We start from the raw sequence: 21596 nt of genomic DNA on the forward strand, positions 1-21596 counted from the left end.
GCTATCCACAGAAAAGGTGAATAAGATCGATCATTTTTCTGATTACTGTTCATAACTTTACCATTTTCTGTGAGTTATCCCGACAAAGACGGCGCAACCCCCCATGAATCCAGTGGTTTACCGCCTGTAAGGAGTGTGAAACAATCAGCTTATTCAAATTTTGCTTTGAGGTAGTCCGGTGATCGATGATGATGGCTACCGCCCGAATGTTGGTATCGTAATCTGTAACCGGCAGGGACAAGTGTTATGGGCCAGGCGCTTTGGACAGCACTCCTGGCAATTTCCTCAGGGAGGCATCAATCCCGGTGAAACCGCAGAACAGGCGATGTATCGCGAACTGTTTGAAGAGGTCGGATTGCACCGGAAAGATGTCCGAATACTTGCCTCTACCCGTAACTGGCTGCGTTACAAGTTGCCAAAACGTTTGGTGCGTTGGGACACAAAGCCGGTATGTATCGGCCAGAAACAAAAGTGGTTTCTTCTGCAGTTAATGTGTAATGACGCGGATATCAATGTGCAGCACAGCAGCACGCCGGAGTTCGATGGCTGGCGCTGGGTCAGTTTCTGGTATCCGGTGCGTCAGGTTGTCTCCTTTAAACGCGACGTCTACCGCCGGGTGATGAAGGAATTCGCTGGCGTGGTGATGTCTATGCAGGAGAGTGCGGGGCAGCGAAACAATCCTGCCCATCGACGTAAGAGAGGATAGGCCACGCCCTTTATGCTCACTCAGTTGCGCGAAATTGTAGAAAAAGTGGCGAGTGCGCCGCGTCTCAATGAAGCACTCGACATTCTGGTCAATGAGATCTGTCTGGCGATGGAAACGGAAGTCTGTTCCGTTTACCTCGCCGACCACGATCGTCGCTGCTATTACCTGATGGCGACGCGCGGACTCAAAAAACCGCGTGGCCGCACTGTGACGCTGGCGTTTGACGAGGGGATCGTCGGTTTAGTGGGCCGTCTGGCCGAGCCGATTAACCTTGCGGACGCCCAGAGCCACCCCAGCTTCAAATATATCCCCGCAGTGAAAGAGGAGCGCTATCGCTCCTTCCTCGGCGTGCCCATTATCAGCCGCCGCCAGCTTCTTGGTGTGCTGGTGGTGCAGCAGCGCGAACACCGTCAGTTTGATGAAAGCGAAGAGTCGTTTCTGGTCACCCTGGCGACCCAGATGGCGGCGTTGCTGTCGCAGTCTCAGATGGGTCAGCTGTTTGGTCAGTTCCGGCAGACGCGGGTGCGCGCGATTGCGGCCGCGCCTGGCGTGGCGGTGGCACCTGGCTGGGTCGATGAGACGCAGCCGCTGCTCGATCAGGTTTCCGCCGCCTCCACGCTGGATGTGCAGCGTGAGCGCGAGCGACTGTCGATCGCCATGACCGAAGCCGCGAGTGAATTTCGCCGCTTCAGTAAACGGTTCAGCGCCAGCGCACAGAAAGAGAGCGCGGCCATTTTCGACCTCTACTCCCACCTGCTGACCGATGCCCGGCTGAAGAAAGATCTGTTCGATGAGATCGAACGCGGATCGGTCGCCGAGTGGGCGGTCAGACAGGTGATCGAGAAGTTTGCTAAGCAGTTCGCCAGCCTGACGGATAACTATCTGCGTGAACGCGCAGGCGATCTGCGGGTGCTGGGCCAGCGTCTGCTGTTTCACCTTGATGACTCGCTGGTCGGCACCAACGCCTGGCCGGAACGCTTCGTACTGGTGGCCGATGAGCTGACCGCAACGACCCTGGCTGAGCTGCCGCAGGAGCGGCTGGCAGGCGTGGTGGTGCGGGATGGCGCAGCCAACTCCCATGCGGCGATCCTGACCCGGGCGATGGGGATCCCGACCGTGATGGGCGCGGATATCCAGCCGCATCAGCTCAACAAACGTCTGCTGATTGTCGATGGCTATCGCGGTGAGCTGCTGATCGATCCGGAGCCGGTGCTGGTGCAGGAGTATCAGCGCCTGATCAGCGAAGAGAATGCGCTGAGCAGGATGGCAGAAGGGGTTGTCGATCAGCCGGGCGAACTGAAAAGTGGCGAGCGGGTGCAGGTGATGCTCAATGCCGGATTAAGCCCGGAGCATGAGCAGGCGCTCGGTAGCTGGGTGGATGGCATCGGGCTCTATCGCACCGAAATTCCGTTTATGCTGCAGAACGGTTTCCCGTCGGAAGAGGAGCAGGTGGCACAGTATCAGGGCATGCTGCAGCTGTTTCACAACAAGCCGGTCACGCTGCGAACGCTGGACGTCGGGGCGGATAAGCAGCTGCCCTATATGCCGATCAGTGAAGAGAACCCCTGCCTGGGCTGGCGCGGCATCCGCCTGACGCTCGATCAGCCAGAAATTTTTCTGGTGCAGGTGCGCGCCATGCTGCGCGCCAATGCGGCATCCGGCAATCTTAGCATTCTGCTGCCGATGATCAGTCACATCGACGAGATCGACGACGCGAAACGGCTGATCGATCGCGCCGGTCGCGAAGTGGAGGAGATGCTGGGCTACCCGATCCCCGCGCCGCGCATTGGGGTGATGATCGAAGTGCCTTCCATGCTGTTTATGATCCCGCATCTGGCGTCGCGGATCGATTTTATCTCGGTCGGCACCAACGACCTGACGCAGTATCTGCTGGCGGTAGACCGCAATAATACCCGCGTCGCGAACCTGTACGACTCGCTGCATCCGGCGATGCTGCGTGCGCTGAATGCCATCGCGCAGGAAGCCCGTCTCGCGAATCTTGAACTGTGTTTGTGTGGTGAAATGGCTGGCGATCCGATGTGCGTGGCACTGCTGATCGGGCTGGGGTATCGCCATCTCAGCATGAACGGTAAAAACGTCCCGCGGGTGAAATATCTGCTGCGTCATCTGGATCACGAAGAAACGCAGAAGCTCAGCGAGCAGGGAATGAATGCGCATACCGCCACCGAAGTGCGCCACCTGGTGTCGGCCTTTATGGAGCGGCGCGGCTTAGGTGGCCTGATTCGCGGCGGGCGCTAAGCGCCATCCTGACAGGCTGAATTTTCGTCCTGTCCCGGGCGGGAGCTCACGCTCTTCACGTTCTGCCTCTGCGCGTTATTCGTGTTTACATTTGCACGACAATTCAAAAAACCGGCTGTGCTATGATGCGCAGCCTTAATTTATGTGCCTGACAACGCCCCTTTTCAGGGTAGAAAAATAGACGGTGAAAGATGAATAACGGCTATATTGCATTTCCGCAGTTCGATCCGGTGATCTTCTCGATTGGACCGGTTTCGCTTCACTGGTACGGTCTGATGTATCTGGTGGGCTTTGTTTTCGCCATGTGGCTGGCGGTACGCCGTGCTAACAAACCTGGCAGCGGCTGGAAAAAAGAGGAAGTTGAGAACCTGCTTTACGCGGGTTTCCTGGGCGTCTTCCTGGGTGGACGCATTGGATATGTGCTGTTCTACAACCTGCCGCTTTTCCTGGAAAATCCCCTCTATCTGTTCAAAGTCTGGGATGGCGGCATGTCATTCCACGGTGGCCTGATCGGGGTGATTGTGGTGATGCTGATTTTTGCCCGCCGGACTAAACGTAATTTCTTCCAGGTTTCCGACTTTATTGCACCGCTGATCCCGTTTGGTCTGGGTGCCGGGCGTCTCGGTAACTTCATCAACGGCGAACTCTGGGGTCGTGTCGATCCGAACTTCCGCTATGCGATGCTGTTCCCCGGCTCCCGCAGCGAAGATGTGGCGCTGGCCGCCACCAATCCGCAATATCAGGCGCTGCTCAACACCTACGGCGTGCTGCCACGTCATGCCTCGCAGCTGTATGAGCTGGCGCTGGAAGGCGTGGTGCTGTTCATCATCCTGAACCTGTTTATCCGTAAACCCCGTCCGATGGGCAGCGTGTCTGGCCTGTTCCTGATCGGCTATGGCGCATTCCGCATTATCGTTGAGTTCTTCCGCCAGCCGGATGCTCAGCTGGGCCTGTTTGAAGGCGGTATCAGTATGGGACAGATCCTCTCTGTGCCGATGATTATTGCCGGTATAATTATGATGATCTGGGCGTATCGTCGTCGCCCGCAGCCACAATTTCGCGAGGAAAAATGAAACAGTATCTGGATTTAATGCAGCATGTGCTGAATGAAGGCACGCCAAAAGCTGACCGTACCGGCACCGGTACGCTTTCAATTTTTGGTCACCAGATGCGTTTCAATCTGCAGGATGGTTTTCCGCTGGTCACCACCAAGAAATGCCACATCCGCTCGATCATTCATGAGCTGCTGTGGTTCCTGAAAGGGGACACCAACATCGGTTATCTGAAAGATAACAAGGTCTCCATCTGGGATGAGTGGGCCGATGAGCAGGGCGATCTCGGCCCGGTGTATGGCAAACAGTGGCGCAGCTGGGGAACGGCCAGCGGTCAGGAAATTGACCAGTTAAGCCAGGTGATGGAGCAGCTGAAGCGCGATCCCGACTCACGCCGGATCATCGTTTCAGCCTGGAACGTCGGCGAACTGAGCCAGATGGCGCTGGCACCCTGCCATGCTTTCTTCCAGTTCTATGTGGCGAACGGCAAGCTCTCCTGCCAGCTCTATCAGCGCTCGTGCGACATCTTCCTGGGCCTGCCGTTTAATATCGCCAGCTATGCGCTGCTGGTGCATATGGTGGCGCAGCAGTGCGATCTGGAGGTGGGTGACTTCGTCTGGACCGGCGGTGACACGCACCTCTACAGCAATCATCTGGAGCAGGCGCGTCTGCAGCTGACCCGTGAACCGCGTCCGCTGCCGAAGCTTGTTATCAAACGCAAACCGGCGTCACTGTTTGACTATCAGTTCGACGATTTTGAGATTGAAGGCTACGATCCGCATCCTGCGATCAAAGCCCCCGTCGCCATCTGACCCGCGATAAACATCAAGCCCTGGCGCACTCCGCCGGGGCTTTTTTTTGCCTGTTGTCCTGAACATCTGCGGCATCGTGCGCACGCTTCCTGAGATTGACTGTCTGTCACGCCGGTTCTCTGCGACAGCCTCTCCAGCCCGTGACGCTGCGCCTTGTCTCACCCGCTCATTCCCGCCAGTCTGATGCCATGAAAAGTGCAAATGTTCGGGGTTTTACCCTGCCGGAGCTGCTGCTGGTGATGGTGATTGCCGGCATGCTGAGCCTTGCCGCACTGCATGGCTGGCAGCGCTGGCAACAGCGGCAGCAACTGCGCGACAGCGCACAGCAACTGCAGGGCTTCCTGTTGCGGCTGCGTACGCAGGCCAACCGGCAAAACCGTGACCTGATCCTGTGGTCGCAGCCGGGCAGCCCATGGTGTATCGGGGCAGGCCGCCTGCCTGCGGCCGGTTGTGAAAGGGGAAAACGGCTCCATTTCATCGCTCCCCATGCCGGGGTTACGCTGTATGGGCTGCGCGGTGAACCGGGCTTCTATGGTCGTCGTAATGTTGCCAGGGCGGGCAGCATTGAGCTGGGCAATGCTGCCGGGCGCATCTGGCTGATTATCTCCGCCAGAGCCCGTATCCGTCTTTGCCTGAACGATGAGGAGAACTGCCGTTGAAAGTCGCCGGATTCAGCCTGCCGGAGATGCTGGTCGCCCTGGCCATCAGCGCGGTTGTGATGCTGAGTGCCGGGCGCTTTCTGCCGCGGCTGCTGACAGAGAACGCCGGGATGCTGCAGCGGGCACAACTGCGTCAGGAGTTACAGCAGATGATAGCAACCCTGGAAAAGGCGGTGCGGCGTGCCGGTTACTGTCACGGCGAGTGCGGCAGTGGCGCACTCACTCTGCAGGAGAACTGCCTGCTGCTGCGCTGGGATGAAAACAGCAATGGAAAGTGGGAAGGGGTCGGCCATGCCGAAAGTGACTATTACGGCTATCGCCTGCGACAGCAGCAGCTGGAGATGCAGCGGGGTGTGGACCAGTGTCACGCTGCGGGCTGGGAGCGGCTCTCTGACCCCGCGTTTATGCGCGTGGAGCAGTTCAGCGTCAGCCGGCAGGGCGGACAGATCAGGATCACGCTGCAGGGGCGGGCCGGACGCTGGCACGAAATGACAGAGCGCTGGGTAGAAGGAGAGAACCTGTGAAGCAGCGAGGCAGCAGCGCGCTGGGCATGGTTCTGATGATCATGGTGATGGGCAGCGTGGCGCTGCACGCCAGCCGCAGGCTGTCAGAGCAGGGTATGCGCGTGCTGGCGGATGAACAGCAGTTTATCCAGGATTTCTGGCGGGCGCAGTCTGCGCTGCAATGGGGCTTAACGCTGAGCTGGTCAGCGCATGCGGATTCAGGCTGTCAGCAGGAGGTGCGTCAGGGCTGGGTCAGCTGCCTGCAACGGAGTAAAAAAGATGAAGGTCTGCTTAAAGGAGAAGCCAGCGGCAGTGGCATGGCGGTCTGGCAGTGGGTCCGGTTACGGGACAATCAGATCCGCGCGTTGCCGCACGGCTGGATTGACTACTGCCCGCTCACACCTCCCGCCGCCTGTCTGTAAAGGCGCAGGCTTCTCCCTGCCAGAGGTGTTATTTGCTCTGTTGTTAATGGCATTAAGCAGCAGCACGCTGTTGCACTATCATCGCGCTCTGGCGCGGGGATTCAGTCAGCAGTGGGCGCAGCAGGAGGCCTGGTACGTCGCTGAACAGCGCCTGGCGGGGCATGAGGTTGCGGGCTGGCAATCCACGCTGCAACAGCAGCCGGGGCCCGCGGGCTGCATGCTGGAACGGGCCGACGTCACCGGTCCCTTCGGGCGTCATGCCTCCCTGAGCCGACTGCGATGTTAACGCCTGCGGGACGCCCTTTTGATGGGTTTCAACAGCGATACGCGGTAAAGTGACAGGGCCGCAATACCGCAGTCATGTTCTGAGTTACCACAGGAGTTGTCATGTTTCACGTCTATCACTCAAATCAGCTTGATGTGCTGAAGATTCTCGCGGCTGCGGTGATTAAACATGATCCTCTGGATGACCCTTTCGCGTCAGAAATGATACTGGTGCAGAGTCCGGGTATGGCGCAGTGGCTGCAGATGGAGCTGGCGCAGACCTTTGGGATTGCAGCCAACATCGAATTTCCGCTGCCCGCCAGTTTTATCTGGGAGATGTTCGTGCGCGTGCTGCCCGACATCCCGGTAGAGAGTGCCTTCAGCAAGGCCAGTATGAGCTGGAAGCTGATGCACCGGCTGCCGGTGATGCTGGAGCAGGAGGAGTTTACCTCCTTACGTCACTATCTCCATGACGACGGCGACAAGCGCAAACTGTTTCAGCTCAGCTCCCGTGTCGCGGATCTGTTTGACCAGTATCTGGTCTATCGCGCTGACTGGCTCAACAGCTGGGAGCGCGGCGAAAGTATCGACGGGCTGGGCGAAGCGCAGCGCTGGCAGGCCGCCCTGTGGCGCGATCTGGTGAGCTACACCCGCACGCTGCGACAGCCGGAATGGCACCGCGCGAATCTCTATGCGCGATTTATCCGCACGCTGGAGCAGGCGAAGAGCACGCCGGAAAACCTGCCCAGGCGGGTCTTTATCTGTGGTATCTCCGCACTGCCGCCGATCTATCTGCAGGCGCTGCAGGCGCTGGGACGTCACATCGACATCCACCTGCTGTTTACCAATCCCTGCCGCGACTACTGGGGCGACATTCAGGACTATGCCTTCCTGGCGAAGCTGCAAAGCCGTCAGCGCCGCCGCCATGACGCTGAGGCGGCGCGTGGACTGTTCCGGGACGCAGAGCAGGCGCCGCAGCTGTTTAACGAAGCCGGTGAACAGCAACTGACGAATCCGCTGCTGGCCTCCTGGGGCAAGCTGGGGCGTGACAACCTCTTTCTGCTCAGCCAGATGGATGCCAGCGACGACATTGATGCCTTTGTGGATGTTGAGCCGGACAACCTGCTGCACTGCATGCAGTACGATCTTCTCAATCTGCAGGACAGTGCCATCATCGGGCTGAACGCGGCGGAACTGGCGCACAGCGATCGCAAGCGCCTCCTCGATCCGGCGGATCGTTCGATCGTGGTGCAGGTCTGCCACAGTGCGCAGCGCGAAGTTGAGGTGCTGCAGGATCATCTGCTGGCGATGATGGAGGCTGATCCGACGCTGAAAGCACGCGACATTATTGTGATGGTGGCCGACATCGACGCTTACGCACCGTTCATTCAGGCCGTGTTCGCCAATGCGCCCGCCGATCGCTATCTGCCTTTTGCGATTTCAGACCGACGGGCCAGTCAGGCGCATCCGGCCATCGTGGCGTTTCTGCATCTGCTGGCGCTGCCGGACAGCCGTTTTGTCTCAGAAGATGTGCTGGCGCTGCTGGATGTGCCGGCGCTGGCGTCCCACTTCGCCATTGATGAAAGCGGCCTGCGTTTGCTGCGGCGCTGGGTCAGCGAGTCAGGCGTTCGCTGGGGGCTGGATGATGCCAGCGTTGAAGCCCTCTCACTGCCGATTACCGGCCAGCACACCTGGCGCTTTGGCCTGCAGCGTATGCTGCTGGGTTATGCGATGGAGAGCCACAACGGCGACTGGGAGGGGATTCTGCCTTATGACGAGTCGAGTGGCCTGGTGGGTGAGCTGGCGGGCCATCTGGCTGAGCTGCTCGCGCGGCTGAATCACTGGCGTGAGCGGCTGGCGGAACCCCGCCCGCTGGCGGAGTGGCTGCCGATGTGCCGGGAACTGCTGAACGCCTTCTTCACGCCTGACGCGGAAACCGAGGCCGCTTTACTGCTGGTGGAAGAGCAGTGGCAGCAACTGATTCAGTACGGAATGGATGCGCGGTTTGAGGAGGCGATCCCGGTGGCGCTGCTGCGCGACGACCTGCGCAGCCGGCTCGATCAGCAGCGCATCAGCCAGCGCTTTCTGGCCGGGCAGATCAACTTTTGTACCCTGATGCCGATGCGTTCAATACCGTTCCAGCTGGTCTGTCTGCTGGGGATGAACGACGGCGTCTATCCGCGCACGCTTGCGCCGTTAGGCTTTGATCTGATGCAGCAGCAGTCCCGTAAAGGCGACCGCAGCCGCCGTGATGATGACCGTTACCTGTTTCTTGAGGCGATGCTCTCCGCTCAGCAGCAGCTCTACATCAGCTATATCGGCCGGGCGATTCAGGATAATACGGAACGCTATCCCTCGGTGCTGGTCACAGAACTGCTGGATTACATCGGACAGAGTTTTTACCTGGAGGGGGATGGTCATCTGGAGCTGGATGAGAGTGCCGGACGGGTGCGGGCGCATCTGCAGCACCTCAACAGCAGGATGCCGTTTGCCGCTGAGAACTTCCAGCCTGCCGCCAGACTGCAGAGCTTCGCCCGCGAGTGGCTGCCTGCCGCCCAGGGGGCGGGGCAGCCGCAACCCGAATTTGTCCAGCCGCTGACGGCCCCGGACATTGATGCGCTCACCTTAGAGGCCTTTCTGCGTTTCTGGCGGCACCCGGTTCGCGCCTGGTTCCACCAGCGTCTCGGCGTGAGCTTCTGGCTGGAGGAGGATGAGCTGCCCGACAGCGAACCTTTTGCGCTCGACAACCTGGAGCGTTACCAGATCAATGCCCAGTTGCTGAATGCCCTGGTCGAAGGCGAGGATACCCAGCGGCTCTATGCGCACCATCGCGCCGCCGGTAATCTGCCCTACGGCGCATTTGGCGAACTTTTCTGGCAGGCGCAGCGTGATGAGATGCAGGAAGTGGCGGCGGAAGTGGTGAACCAGCGCAGCGACGGCGAGAGCTGGGAAGTGAATCTGCAACTGGAGCAGGTCAGCTTAACCGGCTGGCTGACGCAGGTGCAGAGCGACGGGCTCCTGCGCTGGCGACCTGGCGTCCTCAACATGAACGATGGCCTGCTGCTCTGGCTGGAGCATCTGATTTACTGCGCGCTGGGCGGCACCGGCAGCAGCCGTATGTATGGCCGCCAGCAGAGCCGCTGGTGTTTTCCTGCCGTGCCGCAGTCAGAGGCGATGGCCGCCCTGAATGACTATATCGCCGGTTACCTCGACGGGTTGCGTCAGCCGCTGATGCTGCTCAGTAAAAGTGGCGGTGCGTGGCTGACCGCCAGCTACGACAAAAAGAGCCAGCAGTTACTGACAGATGAGGCCACGCAGCTGAAGGCGCGCAATCGCCTGCTGACGGCCTGGTCTGGCAGCTACCAGGTGGAGGGAGAGGGCAGCGACCCCTATCTGCAGCGGCTCTGCCGCGTGCTGGATGAGGCGCAACTGCAGCAGATCACTGAGGCGGCGCAGCGCTGGTATTTGCCGGTGCTGGCCGCACATCAGGATGATGAATAGCAGGTCAGATCGCATTTTGCAGACTGACTACACATACAGAAATTTTTGCCTGGCTTTGAGCCGCCGCGTCAGTAATTGGCGGCTTATCGGGAAACAAGAGGGGTTTACATGCGGCTACACGCACGCTGGATAGCGGCACTACTGTTGAGCCTGGTGGCTTGCACAGCCCTGGCGCAGACATCTGCAAGCTGGCAGCCAGTTAACGACACCATTCGCAAAAGTGACCAGGACCCCCGAAACTATCAGGCCATCCGTCTCGATAACGGACTGACGGTATTACTGGTATCCGATCCGGTGGCACCGAAATCGCTGGCGGCGCTGACGCTGCCGATTGGATCGCTGGACGATCCCGATCAGCAGGCGGGACTGGCTCACTACCTCGAACATATGGTGCTGATGGGCTCAAAGCGCTACCCGCAGCCGGACAACCTGGCCGAATTCCTGAAAAAGCATGGCGGCAGCCACAATGCCAGCACCGCCTCTTATCGCACCGCCTTTTATCTGGAAGTGGAAAATGCGGCGCTGGAACCGGCGGTCGACCGCCTGGCGGATGCCGTAGCGGCACCGCTGCTGGATCCGGTCAACGCTGACCGCGAGCGTCACGCCGTCAATGCCGAGCTGACCATGGCGCGCGCGCGTGATGGCCTGCGCATGGCTCAGGTCGGCGCCGAAACCCTGAACCCGGCACACCCGGCGTCTCGTTTTTCTGGCGGTAATTTAGAGACCCTGAAAGATAAGCCGGGCAGTAAACTGCACCAGGCGCTGCTGGACTTCTACCACTCGCATTACTCCGCCAACCTGATGAAGGCGGTCATCTACAGCAACAAACCGCTGCCGGAGATGGCGTCAATTGCCGCCAGAACCTTTGGCCGCATCAAAAATCACCATGCCAGCGTGCCGGAGATTAACGTGCCGGTGGTCACCGATGCGCAGCAGGGCATCATCATTCACTATGTGCCCGCCCAGCCGCGCAAGCAGCTCAAAATTGAATTTCGCATCGGGAACAACAGCGATCGTTTTCGCAGTAAAACGGATACGCTGATCAGCTACTTAATCAGTAACCGCAGCAAAAATACGCTGACCGACTGGCTGCAGAAGCAGGGACTGGCGGACGGTGTCAATGCCGGCGCCGACCCGATGACCGAACGTAACAGCGGCGTGTTTGCCATTACGGTCTCCCTGACGGATAAAGGCCTGGCGCAGCGTGATGAAGTGGTAGCGGCGGTATTCAGCTACATCAATCTGCTACGTCAGCAGGGCGACGATAAGCGCTATTTCGATGAGGTCTCTCACGTACTGGCACTCGACTTCCGCTATCCCTCCATTACCCGCGATATGGATTACATTGAGTGGCTGGCCGACACCATGCTGCGGGTGCCGGTGGAACACACGCTGGATGCGCCTTACCTGGCCGATCAGTACGATGCCGCCGCGATCGCTGCCCGCCTGCAGGAGATGACGCCGCAACGTGCGCGTATCTGGTACATCAGCCCGCAGGAGCCGCACAACAAAAAAGCCTACTTTGTGGACGCGCCTTATCAGGCAGAGAAAATCACGCCGCAGACCTTTGCTGACTGGCAGCAGCGCGCCAGTCAGATCGCGCTGGCAATGCCTGCGCTGAACCCCTATATTCCGGACGACTTCACGCTGCTGCCCGCTGACGGTAAAACCTGGCAGCATCCGGTCAGACTGGCTAACGACGACGGCATGCGCATTTACTGGATGCCCAGCCGCTATTATGCCCGCGAGCCAAAGGCGGCGATCACCCTGGCCTTACGCAACAGGCACGCCATCAGCGATGCGCGTCAGCAGGTGCTGTTCGGCCTGAATGACTACCTCTCCAGCCTGGCGCTGGACGAGCTAAATTCGCAGGCTTCGGTGGGCGGCATCAGCTTTTCAACCGGTGAAGATGAAGGTCTGGTGTTCAATGCCAGCGGCTTCACGCAGCGCCTGCCGGTGCTGCTGAAGAAACTGGTCGAAGGGTATGCCCACTTCCAGCCGACAGAGCAGCAACTGGCGCAGGCAAAATCCTGGTATCTGGAACGGCTGGAGGCGGCGGAAAAGGGCAAGGCGTTTGAACAGGCGATTCAACCGATGCAGATGCTCTCTCAGCTGCCTTATACCCAGCGCGAGACGCGCCGCAGACTGGTCAGCACGATCACGCTTGATGAGGTGACGGCTTACCGCGACGCACTGTTCCGCGATGCGACGCCAGAGATGCTGGTGGTCGGTAACCTCAGTGCAGACAGCGTGACGCAGCTGGGACATGAACTGAAACAGCAGATGCAGAGTCACGCGACCCGCGACTGGCAGAGTCAGTATGTCTCGTTCGATAAACCGCTGAAGGCCAATCTGCAGCAGCCGGGCAGCAGTACCGACTCGGCGCTTGCCGCGCTCTATATTCCGCTGGGCTACAGCGAATATCAGAGCATGGCCAACAGCTCCATGCTGAGCCAGATCGTGCAGCCGTGGTTCTACAACCAGCTGCGCACAAAAGAGCAGCTCGGCTATGCGGTATTTGCCTTCCAGATGCCGGTCGGCCGACAGTGGGGCGTTGGCTTCCTGCTGCAGAGTAACAGCCGGCAACCTGACTGGCTGCTGCAGCGTTACCAGGCGTTCTATCCCGAGGCGGAAAAACGTCTGCGCAACATGAGCCAGGCCGATTTTGCGCAGTATCAGCAGGCGATGATCAATGACCTGCAGCAGCGTCCCCAGACGCTGGATGAAGAAGCCGATCGTTACAGCCGTGACTTCGATCGTCAGAATGAGACGTTTGATACCCGGCAGAAAGTGATAGAGCAGGTGCAGCTGCTCACCCCGGCCAGCGTGGCAGACTTTTTCCGCAAGGCGGTTATCGAACATAATGGCATGGTCATGACCTCGCAGATTGCGGGCAGTAACAATGGCAAAATTGACTATGCCCGGCAGCCTGGCTGGAAAACCTGGGATGAAGTGGCGCAGTTGCAGCAGTCGCTGCCGGTAAAGAGTGAGACCCAATGACGCAGTTACCCCCCGTATCGCTGAATCCTTTAACGCTGCCGCTCAGGGGTGAGCGGCTGATTGAGGCGTCTGCGGGCACCGGAAAAACCTTTACCATTGGCCTGCTCTATCTGCGCCTGCTGCTGGGGCTGGGTGAAGAAAACGCCTACAGCCGGCCGCTCTCGGTTGAAGAGATTCTGGTGGTGACCTTTACCGAGGCCGCCACCGCCGAGCTGCGCGGCCGTATCCGCGAGAACATCCACCAGCTGCGTCTGGCCTGTATCCGGGGCAAAAGCAGCAATCCGATGCATCAGCAATTACTGGAGCAGATGCCGGATCTGAGTCAGGCCGCGGCGCAGCTACTGGCCGCCGAAAGGCAGATGGATGAAGCCGCCATCTTTACCATCCACGGCTTCTGTCAGCGGATGCTCAATCTGAATGCGTTTGAGTCGGGCATGCTGTTTGAGCAGGAGCTGATCGAAGATGAGCAGGCGCTGCTGAAGCAGTCCGCCGCCGACTTCTGGCGTCGCCAGTGCTATCCGCTGTCGCTGGATGTGGCGCGGATTATCGCCGCGGAGTGGAGCGGGCCGGACAGCCTGCTGGCCACGCTGCGTCCCTGGCTTCAGGGCGAAACGCCAGGACTGAAGCGACCGCCCGCGGCCGATGAAACGCTGGCCTCCCGCCATGCCCGCAATCTGGCGCGCATCGAAGCCATCAAACAGCAGTGGCAGGCGCTGAGTCGCGACGTTGAAGGCATCATCAGCGCCTCAGGTGTGGACAAGCGCAGCTACAGCAGTAAACATCTGCCCAACTGGGTCGCCAGAGTCACCCAGTGGGCCAGCAGTGAGACGCTGGATTATCAGCTGCCGAAGGAGCTGGAGCGGTTTGGCCAGCAGGTGCTGGAGGAGAAAACCAAAAAGGGTGAAGCACCACGCCACGCCCTGTTTGAGGCCATCGACCAGTTTCTGGCAGAGCCGCTGTCGCTGCGGGATGTGATCATTGCTCAGGCGCTGATCGATGTGCGCGCTACGGTTCAGCGCGAGAAGCGATTGCGGGCGCTGTTAGGTTTTGACGACCTGCTCAGTAAGCTGGATGAGGCGCTGCAACAGCCTGGCGGGGTTCTGCTCGCGGAAACCATCCGGGCGCGTTTCCCGGTCGCCCTGATTGACGAATTCCAGGATACCGACCCGCAGCAATATCGTATTTTCCGCACGCTCTATGTGAATCAGCCGGAGCAGGCGCTGTTTCTGATCGGTGACCCGAAACAGGCGATCTACGCTTTTCGCGGCGCGGATATCTTTACCTATCTGCGGGCCAGAAACGAAGTCAGTGCTCACTACACGCTGGATACGAACTGGCGCTCTTCGCCGGAAATGGTCGAAAGCGTTAACCGCCTCTTCTCTCAGCTGGAGTCACCGTTCCTGTTCTCGGCGATCCCTTTTCAGCCGGTACAGCCTGCGGCACCCAATCAGTCACTGAAACTGATTTATGATGGGCAGCCGCAACCGGCGTTACGCTTCTGGCTGCAACCCGGTGAGGGCGTCGGCAGCAGTGATTATCAGCAGTTTATGGCGCAGCAGTGTGCCGCCGACATCAGCCGCTGGCTGGTGGCCGGACAGCAGGGGCGCGCCTTTGCAGGGAAAGGTGAGGCGCTGCAGCCGGTGCGGGCTTCCGATATCACGGTGCTGGTGCGCAGCCGCAATGAAGCCACCTTAATCCGCGATGCGCTGAATGCGCTGGCGATCCCCTCGGTCTACCTCTCCAGCCGCGACAGCGTCTATACCACGCCGGAAGCGCGTGAATTACTCTGGCTGCTGCAGGCGATTCAGGCCCCGGAGCAGGAGCGCTTACTGCGCAGCGCGCTGGCGACCTCTATCTTTGGCATTGATGCGGCGACGCTGGAAACGCTGAGCCAGAATGAACGCGACTGGGATGCGCTGGTCGAGCAGTTTGCCGTCTGGCAGCAGCTGTGGCACCAGCGCGGCGTGTTACCGATGCTGCGCGACGTGATGATCAAACGGCAGCTGGCGGAGAATATGCTGGCGTCGGAGAACGGAGAACGGCGCCTGACCGATCTGATGCATCTGGGGGAATTGCTGCAGGAAGCCTCAGTGCAGCTGGAGAGCCCGCACGCGCTGGTGCGTTTTCTGGCGCAGCAGATTGCCCGCCCGAACAGCCAGGCCGCCAGCCAGCAGCTGCGTCTGGAGAGCGACCGCCACCTGGTGCAGATTATCACCATCCACAAATCGAAAGGGCTGCAATACCCGCTGGTCTGGCTGCCGTTTGCTGCCGGATTCCGCGAAGCGGCCAGTGCGCTTTATCACGACCGCGAAAGTTTTGCGGCTCTGCTGGACGTTCAGGGCGATGCACAAAGCCTGGCGCTGGCGGAAGAGGAGCGTCTGGCAGAGGATCTGCGCCTGCTCTATGTGGCGCTGACCCGCTCGGTGTATCACTGCAGCGTCGGGATTGCGCCGCTGATCAAAGGCACGCGCAAAAAAGAGGGCGAAAGCGATCTGCACAAGAGCGCGCTCGGCTATCTGATTCAGAAAGGCGAGGCGGCCGATGCGCAGCAGCTCAGCCGTTCTCTGCAGGCGTTAACCGGGACGGGCATTGCGCTGGTCGAGGCAGATCTGCTGCCCGGCGAACGATGGCAGGATGCGCAGCCGGGCGACGACGTCCTGAGCAGCCGCGTCGTGACTCAGGCGCGAACGGATGTCTGGCGGGTCACCAGTTATTCCGGCCTGCAGCAGCACCACAGTTCGCCGCTGCTGGATGCATTGCCCAGCTTCGATATTGACGCGGCGGGCGAAGAGGAGAGCGGAGAAGAGACGGCACTGACTCCGCACCATTTTCCGCGCGGTGCGGCACCCGGTACGTTTCTGCACGGCCTGTTTGAGTCTATCGACTTTACTGAACCGCCGGACCGCATCTGGCTGGAAGATCAGCTGCAGCACAATGGCTACCCGCTGAGCTGGTTACCGGTGCTGGAGACGTGGATCGCGCGGGTGTTAGAGACCCCGCTCAACGCGGAGGGGCTGACGCTGTCGGCGATCAAAAGCAGCGAACGGCTGATCGAGATGGCGTTTTATCTGCCGATCGATAATCTGCTGACGGCAGCCGGGCTGGATGCGCTGCTGCGTCGGCACGACAGCCTCTCTCAGCAGGCTGCCTCGCTGGATTTTCGTCAGGTGCGGGGCATGCTGAAGGGCTTTATCGATCTGGTCTTCCGCTGGCAGGGAAAATATTATCTGCTCGACTACAAGTCGAACTGGCTGGGGGAAAGCCACAGCGCTTACACCCAGGAGGCGATGGCGCAGGCGATGATCGGGCACCGCTACGATCTGCAGTATCAGCTCTATACGCTGGCGCTGCATCGCTATCTGACCCATCGCCTGCCGGATTACCGCTACGATCGCGATTTTGGCGGCGTCTTTTATCTGTTTTTGCGCGGGATGGATGGCAGCTCGCCCGACAACGGCATTTTTGCTACCCGCCCCTCCGCAGAGTGTGTGGAGGAGATGGATGCACTGTTTGGTAAGAACGGAGAGAGAGGATGAGTGACATGCTGAGTCTGCTGCTGCAGGCAGTCGACAAACGTCTCCTGCGTCCGCTGGATATTCAGTTTGCCCGCCTTGTGGCCGCTGAATCACAGCCTGCGCTGCTGCTCGCGGCGGCCTGCGTCAGCGCCGAGGCGGGCGAGGGGCACGTCTGTTTACCGCTGAGCAACCTCTGTGAAGCCCGGCTGTTCGCCGGCCGGCAGCCTGCACTGGCTCAGGCTATCTGGCAGGCTGCTGGTGCGCCCGATAACTGGTCAGCTCGTCTTGCTGACTGGTCGGCGGTCAGCGACGGCAGTCGGGTGACGCCCCTGGTGCTGAGCAATCAGCGTCTCTACCTGCATCGTCTGTGGCACAGCGAAGGCCGGGTCGCCGACTTTTTTGCCGCTCAGGAGATGACCTCCGCGCTGGATATGCGTGCCGCCGGTGAGGTGCTCAACAGCCTGTTTGGTGACCAGCCGGAAAACTGGCAGAAGATTGCGGCGGCGGTGGCGCTGACCCGTAAAACGGCGGTGATCTCCGGCGGCCCCGGCACCGGGAAAACCACCACCGTGGCGAAACTGCTTGCGGCGCTGATTCGTCTGCATCCCGGCGCGCTGCGGATCCAGCTGGCGGCCCCGACCGGCAAAGCTGCCGCGCGGCTGACCGAATCCCTGGGCAGGGCACTGCAGGATCTGGCCGTGAGTGACGAAGAGCGTCAGCGTTTTCCTGCTGAAGCCACGACCCTGCATCGCCTGCTGGGCGCGCAACCTGATACCCAGCGCCTGCGCTATCATGCCGGTAACCGGCTGCATCTCGATGTGCTGGTGGTGGATGAAGCCTCGATGGTCGATTTGCCGATGATGGCCAAACTGATTGCCGCGCTGCCGCCGCATGCCCGCGTGGTGTTTCTGGGCGATCGCGACCAGCTGGCTTCGGTTGAGGCGGGGGCGGTACTGGGCGACATCTGCCGCTGTACCGAAAGTGGCTACAGCCAGGCGCGGGCAGAACAGCTTGCCCAGCTGACCGGTTGCACCCTGCAGGGCAGTGACGATCTGCAGGCGCCGACGGTGCGCGACAGCATCTGCCTGCTGCAGAAAAGTTACCGTTTTGACGCCTCATCCGGCATCGGTCTGCTGGCAAAAGCCATCAATCGTGGTGACGCGGAGGAGGTCAGGGCGGTGTTTGCTGAGGCCTATGAGGATGTCAGCTATCAGCCGCTGGACAGTGCGGAAGCCTATCAGGCGATGCTGGATGAAGTCGCCGCCGGTTATCAGCCTTTCCTGCAGCTGATCAGGGAGCAGGCCTCACCCGCAGAGGTGATTGCGGCGTTTGGCCGTTATCAGCTGCTCTGTGCACTGCGAGACGGCCCCTTTGGCGTACAGGGGCTGAATCAGCGCATCGAACAGCGGCTGATGCAGCTGCAGCGCCTCCGTCGTCCTGGCATCGGCAGCCGCTGGTATGCCGGGCGGCCGGTGATGATCACCCGCAATGACAGCGCGCTCGGCCTGTTTAACGGCGACATTGGCATTGCGCTGCGTGATGATGAGGGCAACCTCCGGGTCTTTTTCCCGCTGCCGGATGGCACGATCAAAGCGATTCAGCCGAGCCGTTTACCCTCACATGAAACCGCCTGGGTCATGACGGTGCATAAATCACAGGGATCGGAGTTTGACCACACTGCGCTGGTCATGCCAACCCAGTCTCTGCCGGTACTGACCCGCGAACTGGTCTACACCGCCATTACGCGCGCGCGGCGTCAGCTGACCATCTACAGCGAACCGGGTGTGTTTCAGCGCGCCGTGCAGCTGCAGACGCAGCGACGCAGTGGTCTGGTCGATCGACTGAGCGCAGCAGGATAGAAGAGAGGGGAGAGTTCACATCCATGATCGCTCTCCCCCGGAGGGGTAACATCAGGTGAGGTCGGCCATCAGCACTTTTGAGCGCCGCTGATAGTTGTACATCTCTTTTTTACTTTCCGGCAGTGACTCGATATCTACCGGCGTAAAGCCGCGTTCCTGGAACCAGTGGATGCTGCGGGTGGTTAACACGAACAGTTTTTCCAGCCCCATCTGGCGCGCCTGAAGCGCTACACGCTGCAACAGCATCTCACCGCGTGAAGAGCTGCGATAGTCCGGATGCACCGCCACACAGGCCATTTCGCCAATCTTCTCATCCATAAAGGGATAGAGTGCCGCACAGGCGATGGTCAGGTTATCGCGCTGAATGATGGTGAATTTATCAATCTCCATCTCCAGCTGCTCGCGTGAGCGGCGAACCAGAATGCCCTGCTGCTCAAGCGGCCGGATCAGTTCGAGGATGCCGCCAATGTCGTTGATGTTGGCGCGGCGGATCTGTTCTGCCGACTCCATCACGATCTGCGTACCGATACCGTCGCGAGAAAAGAGCTCCTGCAAAAGCGCGCCATCTTCCTGATAGCTGATCAGGTGGCTGCGGCGGACTCCGCTGCGGCAGGCTTTCACCGCCCCCCTCAGGAAGCGCACCGTGCCGGAAAGGTAGTCACCCTCCTTTTCAATCTCGTCGATGCGGGCCTGCGCATCGTTCGGGAAGAGTTCAGAAATGATCTCGCCGTCGCTGTTCAGCACGCCCTGCTCAGAGCAGAAGCCGATCATTTTTTCCGCTTTAAGTTTGATCGCCAGCTGGGTGGCGACCTCTTCGGAGGTCAGGTTAAAGCTCTCGCCGGTCACGGAAACCGCCACCGGGCCAAGCAGCACAATGGCGTCGTTATCCAGCTGACGATGAATCGCCGCCTCATCAATACGACGGATGCGGCCGCTGTGGCAGTAATCCACGCCATCATCCACGCCCAGCGGCTGTGAAATGATGAAGTTGCCGCTCACCACATTGATATGCGCACCCTGCAGCGGCGTGTTGTTCAGACTCATCGAGAGGCGGGCCGTAATATCTAACTGCAGTCGGCCGGCAGCCTGTTTTACCAGCTCCAGGGATTGCGCGTCGGTCACCCGGGTAAACTTATGATAAACCGGCTCCAGCTGCTGCTGCGCCAGACTGGCATCAATCTGCGGACGGGCACCATAGACCACCACCAGACGGATACCCAGGCTGTGAAGCAGGCCGATATCATTGACGATGCCGGAGAAGTTCTCATGCTCAATCGCCTCGCCACCCAGCATGATGACAAAGGTTTTACCCCGGTGGGCATTGATATAGGGAACGGTATGGCGAAACCCCTGAACCAGCTCGGTACTACGTTCCTTCACGGCCAACCCTCAATGAATGTTTATTCGTATTTTTTGTATTTTTATGCTTTTGCGTGCCATTTTGCAAGCCTTAATCCTGACGAAAATTTACGTTTTTCTGAGTGTCAAAGCCGCTAACAGCCTGCATTATTTAGGTTTTCCGGGGTGACATCATTCCGGGGATTGGATAAAGTTTTCGCCGCCATTTTATTAACTGGCGCTTTTTTAGACATTACTCAGCAGCTGGAGCGGCATGTCAGACGTTAATTCCCATTTTTCACGCAGACGATTTTTACAGGGGACAGGCGCCTTACTGCTGTTAAGCGTCAGCCGCACCGGGCTGGCGGCAAAAAATCACATTGTGGCCGTGCGCATCTGGCCCTCATCGACCTATTCACGGATGACGCTGGAGTCCAGCGTTGAGCTGAAATATAAGCAGTTTGCGCTGAGCAATCCTGAACGCCTGGTCATAGATATTCAGGGCCTGCACCTTAATCCGGTCCTGAAAGGGGTCAATAAACTGGTGCGGGTCGATGATCCCTTTATTAAACATGCCCGGGTCGGCCAGTTCGACAGCGATACGGTTCGCGTCGTTCTCGAACTAAAGCGCAACGTTTCGCCGAAGATCTTTAATCTGGCCCCGGTCGCCGGGATCAATCACCGGCTGGTGGTGGACCTCTATCCGACCCAGAACCAGGCGGAAGACGATCCGCTGCTGGCGCTGCTGAAAGATTATAATCAGGGCGCGCTGGAGAAAGACGCCGGGGTTCAGGCCCCTCTGCCGGGCAGGGCGGGACGCGATCGACCGATTGTTATCATGATCGATCCGGGGCACGGCGGGGAGGATCCGGGCGCGCACGGCAAATATAAGACCCGTGAAAAGGATATCGTGCTGAAGATCGGACGGCGGCTTAAAGCGCTGATCGACAAAGAGTCCAACATGAAGGCGTACATGACGCGCAATGAGGATGTCTTTATTCCGCTGCGCGTCAGGGTTGCTAAAGCCCGCAAACAGCGCGCCGATCTCTTTGTTTCCATCCATGCAGATGCCTTCACCAGCCGGGCGGCACGCGGTTCGTCAGTCTTTGCCTTATCCACCAGCGGGGCAACCTCCGCCGCGGCCCGTTTTCTGGCTCAGACGCAGAATGAATCCGATCTGATCGGCGGCGTCAGCAAAAGCGGTGACCGCTATCTCGATCACACCATGTTCGACATGGTGCAGCGTCAGACGATCCATGACAGCCTGAAGTTCGGTAAAGAGGTGCTGCATCGCATGGGCCGCATTAACCATCTGCACAAGCGCACTGTCGATCAGGCGGGATTTGCCGTGCTGAAAGCCCCGGATATCCCCTCTATTCTGGTGGAAACGGCGTTTATCAGTAACGTGGAGGAGGAGCGGAAGTTACGCACCACCCGCTATCAGCATCAGGTTGCGGAGGCGATTCTGAACGGCATCAAAGCCTATGTGGAGAGCGGGGCCGCGCTGGCGCATCGCTAATTAACGTGCGGGTAGCCCCGGTTATCCGCAGACTTTTCGCCGTGGAAAGAGAGAAACAGAAGAGAAGGGGAACGGCAGAAACAAAAAAACACCCTTTCAGGTGTTTAAATAGTGGTTGCGGGGGCCGGATTTGAACCGACGACCTTCGGGTTATGAGCCCGACGAGCTACCAGGCTGCTCCACCCCG

General features: G+C 59.4%; 14 protein-coding genes. 13 read left to right on the forward strand and 1 reads right to left on the reverse strand.

The genetic code is table 11. From position 1 onward, the window contains the following. The first annotated feature begins 178 nt into the window (after window positions 1-178). From rppH to recD, 12 genes are all read left to right on the forward strand, one after another. Complete coding sequence (rppH, locus tag HFD97_RS20205) at window positions 179-706, forward strand: RNA pyrophosphohydrolase (RefSeq protein WP_009087042.1); 528 nt, start codon at window positions 179-181, stop codon at window positions 704-706. Window positions 707-718: 12 nt separating this feature from the next. Beyond that, complete coding sequence (ptsP, locus tag HFD97_RS20210) at window positions 719-2965, forward strand: phosphoenolpyruvate--protein phosphotransferase (protein WP_009087039.1); 2247 nt, start codon at window positions 719-721, stop codon at window positions 2963-2965. A gap of 191 nt (window positions 2966-3156) precedes the next feature. Continuing rightward, window positions 3157-4038 (forward strand): prolipoprotein diacylglyceryl transferase, encoded by an 882-nt coding sequence (lgt, locus tag HFD97_RS20215; protein ID WP_009087037.1) that lies wholly within the window; start codon window positions 3157-3159, stop codon window positions 4036-4038. Next, window positions 4035-4829: a thymidylate synthase gene (gene thyA / locus HFD97_RS20220; RefSeq protein WP_009087035.1), complete on the forward strand. Its 795-nt coding sequence runs from the start codon at window positions 4035-4037 to the stop codon at window positions 4827-4829. Before lgt ends, thyA begins: the two co-directional genes overlap by 4 nt. Before the next feature lie 188 nt (window positions 4830-5017). After that, a complete protein-coding gene (locus tag HFD97_RS20225; RefSeq protein ID WP_167432430.1) occupies window positions 5018-5488 on the forward strand; it encodes a prepilin-type N-terminal cleavage/methylation domain-containing protein in 471 nt (156 codons plus the stop codon). Further along, a complete protein-coding gene (locus tag HFD97_RS20230) occupies window positions 5485-6012 on the forward strand; it encodes a prepilin peptidase-dependent protein (protein WP_185155367.1) in 528 nt (175 codons plus the stop codon). Before HFD97_RS20225 ends, HFD97_RS20230 begins: the two co-directional genes overlap by 4 nt. Beyond that, on the forward strand, window positions 6009-6413 hold the full coding sequence (locus HFD97_RS20235) for a DUF2509 family protein (RefSeq protein WP_167432429.1): 405 nt from the start codon (window positions 6009-6011) through the stop codon (window positions 6411-6413). Before HFD97_RS20230 ends, HFD97_RS20235 begins: the two co-directional genes overlap by 4 nt. A gap of 46 nt (window positions 6414-6459) precedes the next feature. Further along, window positions 6460-6699 (forward strand): prepilin-type N-terminal cleavage/methylation domain-containing protein, encoded by a 240-nt coding sequence (locus HFD97_RS20240; RefSeq protein ID WP_033736452.1) that lies wholly within the window; start codon window positions 6460-6462, stop codon window positions 6697-6699. 101 nt (window positions 6700-6800) lie between these two features. Then, the gene (gene recC, locus HFD97_RS20245) at window positions 6801-10178 is read left to right on the forward strand and encodes an exodeoxyribonuclease V subunit gamma (protein WP_140925011.1); all 3378 of its coding nucleotides are present in this window, start codon (window positions 6801-6803) and stop codon (window positions 10176-10178) included. A gap of 108 nt (window positions 10179-10286) precedes the next feature. Continuing rightward, window positions 10287-13178 carry a pitrilysin gene (ptrA, locus tag HFD97_RS20250; protein WP_167432428.1) on the forward strand — a complete coding sequence of 964 codons (2892 nt, stop codon included), beginning with the start codon at window positions 10287-10289 and terminating at the stop codon, window positions 13176-13178. Continuing rightward, window positions 13175-16714: an exodeoxyribonuclease V subunit beta gene (gene recB, locus HFD97_RS20255; protein WP_167432427.1), complete on the forward strand. Its 3540-nt coding sequence runs from the start codon at window positions 13175-13177 to the stop codon at window positions 16712-16714. The genes ptrA and recB overlap by 4 nt, the downstream gene beginning before the upstream one ends. Continuing rightward, window positions 16711-18552: an exodeoxyribonuclease V subunit alpha gene (recD, locus tag HFD97_RS20260; protein WP_167432426.1), complete on the forward strand. Its 1842-nt coding sequence runs from the start codon at window positions 16711-16713 to the stop codon at window positions 18550-18552. The genes recB and recD overlap by 4 nt, the downstream gene beginning before the upstream one ends. Window positions 18553-18603: 51 nt before the next feature. On the opposite strand, the gene argA is transcribed toward recD, so the two are convergent. Continuing rightward, window positions 18604-19932: an amino-acid N-acetyltransferase gene (gene argA / locus HFD97_RS20265; RefSeq protein ID WP_009087010.1), complete on the reverse strand. Its 1329-nt coding sequence runs from the start codon at window positions 19930-19932 to the stop codon at window positions 18604-18606. Between the two features lie 232 nt (window positions 19933-20164). Here argA and amiC point away from each other — a divergent pair, with 232 nt between their 5' ends. After that, entirely contained in the window at window positions 20165-21409 is a 1245-nt protein-coding gene (gene amiC / locus HFD97_RS20270; protein WP_046102475.1) for an N-acetylmuramoyl-L-alanine amidase AmiC, read from the forward strand. Window positions 21410-21596: the final 187 nt, after the last annotated feature.

Source organism: Pantoea sp. EKM103V (assembly GCF_011800365.1).
GTDB classification, from domain to species: Bacteria; Pseudomonadota; Gammaproteobacteria; order Enterobacterales; family Enterobacteriaceae; genus Pantoea; species Pantoea anthophila.

Bases quoted from the DNA above. Each gene is read 5' to 3' on its own strand.
- ptsP (WP_009087039.1), top strand. From the start codon at position 719: ATGCTCACTCAGTTGCGCGAAATTGTAGAAAAAGTGGCGAGTGCGCCG.
- lgt (WP_009087037.1), top strand. From the start codon at position 3,157: ATGAATAACGGCTATATTGCATTTCCGCAGTTCGATCCGGTGATCTTC.
- thyA (WP_009087035.1), top strand. From the start codon at position 4,035: ATGAAACAGTATCTGGATTTAATGCAGCATGTGCTGAATGAAGGCACG.
- HFD97_RS20225 (WP_167432430.1), top strand. From the start codon at position 5,018: ATGAAAAGTGCAAATGTTCGGGGTTTTACCCTGCCGGAGCTGCTGCTG.
- HFD97_RS20240 (WP_033736452.1), top strand. From the start codon at position 6,460: ATGGCATTAAGCAGCAGCACGCTGTTGCACTATCATCGCGCTCTGGCG.
- recC (WP_140925011.1), top strand. From the start codon at position 6,801: ATGTTTCACGTCTATCACTCAAATCAGCTTGATGTGCTGAAGATTCTC.
- ptrA (WP_167432428.1), top strand. From the start codon at position 10,287: ATGCGGCTACACGCACGCTGGATAGCGGCACTACTGTTGAGCCTGGTG.
- recB (WP_167432427.1), top strand. From the start codon at position 13,175: ATGACGCAGTTACCCCCCGTATCGCTGAATCCTTTAACGCTGCCGCTC.
- recD (WP_167432426.1), top strand. From the start codon at position 16,711: ATGAGTGACATGCTGAGTCTGCTGCTGCAGGCAGTCGACAAACGTCTC.
- amiC (WP_046102475.1), top strand. From the start codon at position 20,165: ATGTCAGACGTTAATTCCCATTTTTCACGCAGACGATTTTTACAGGGG.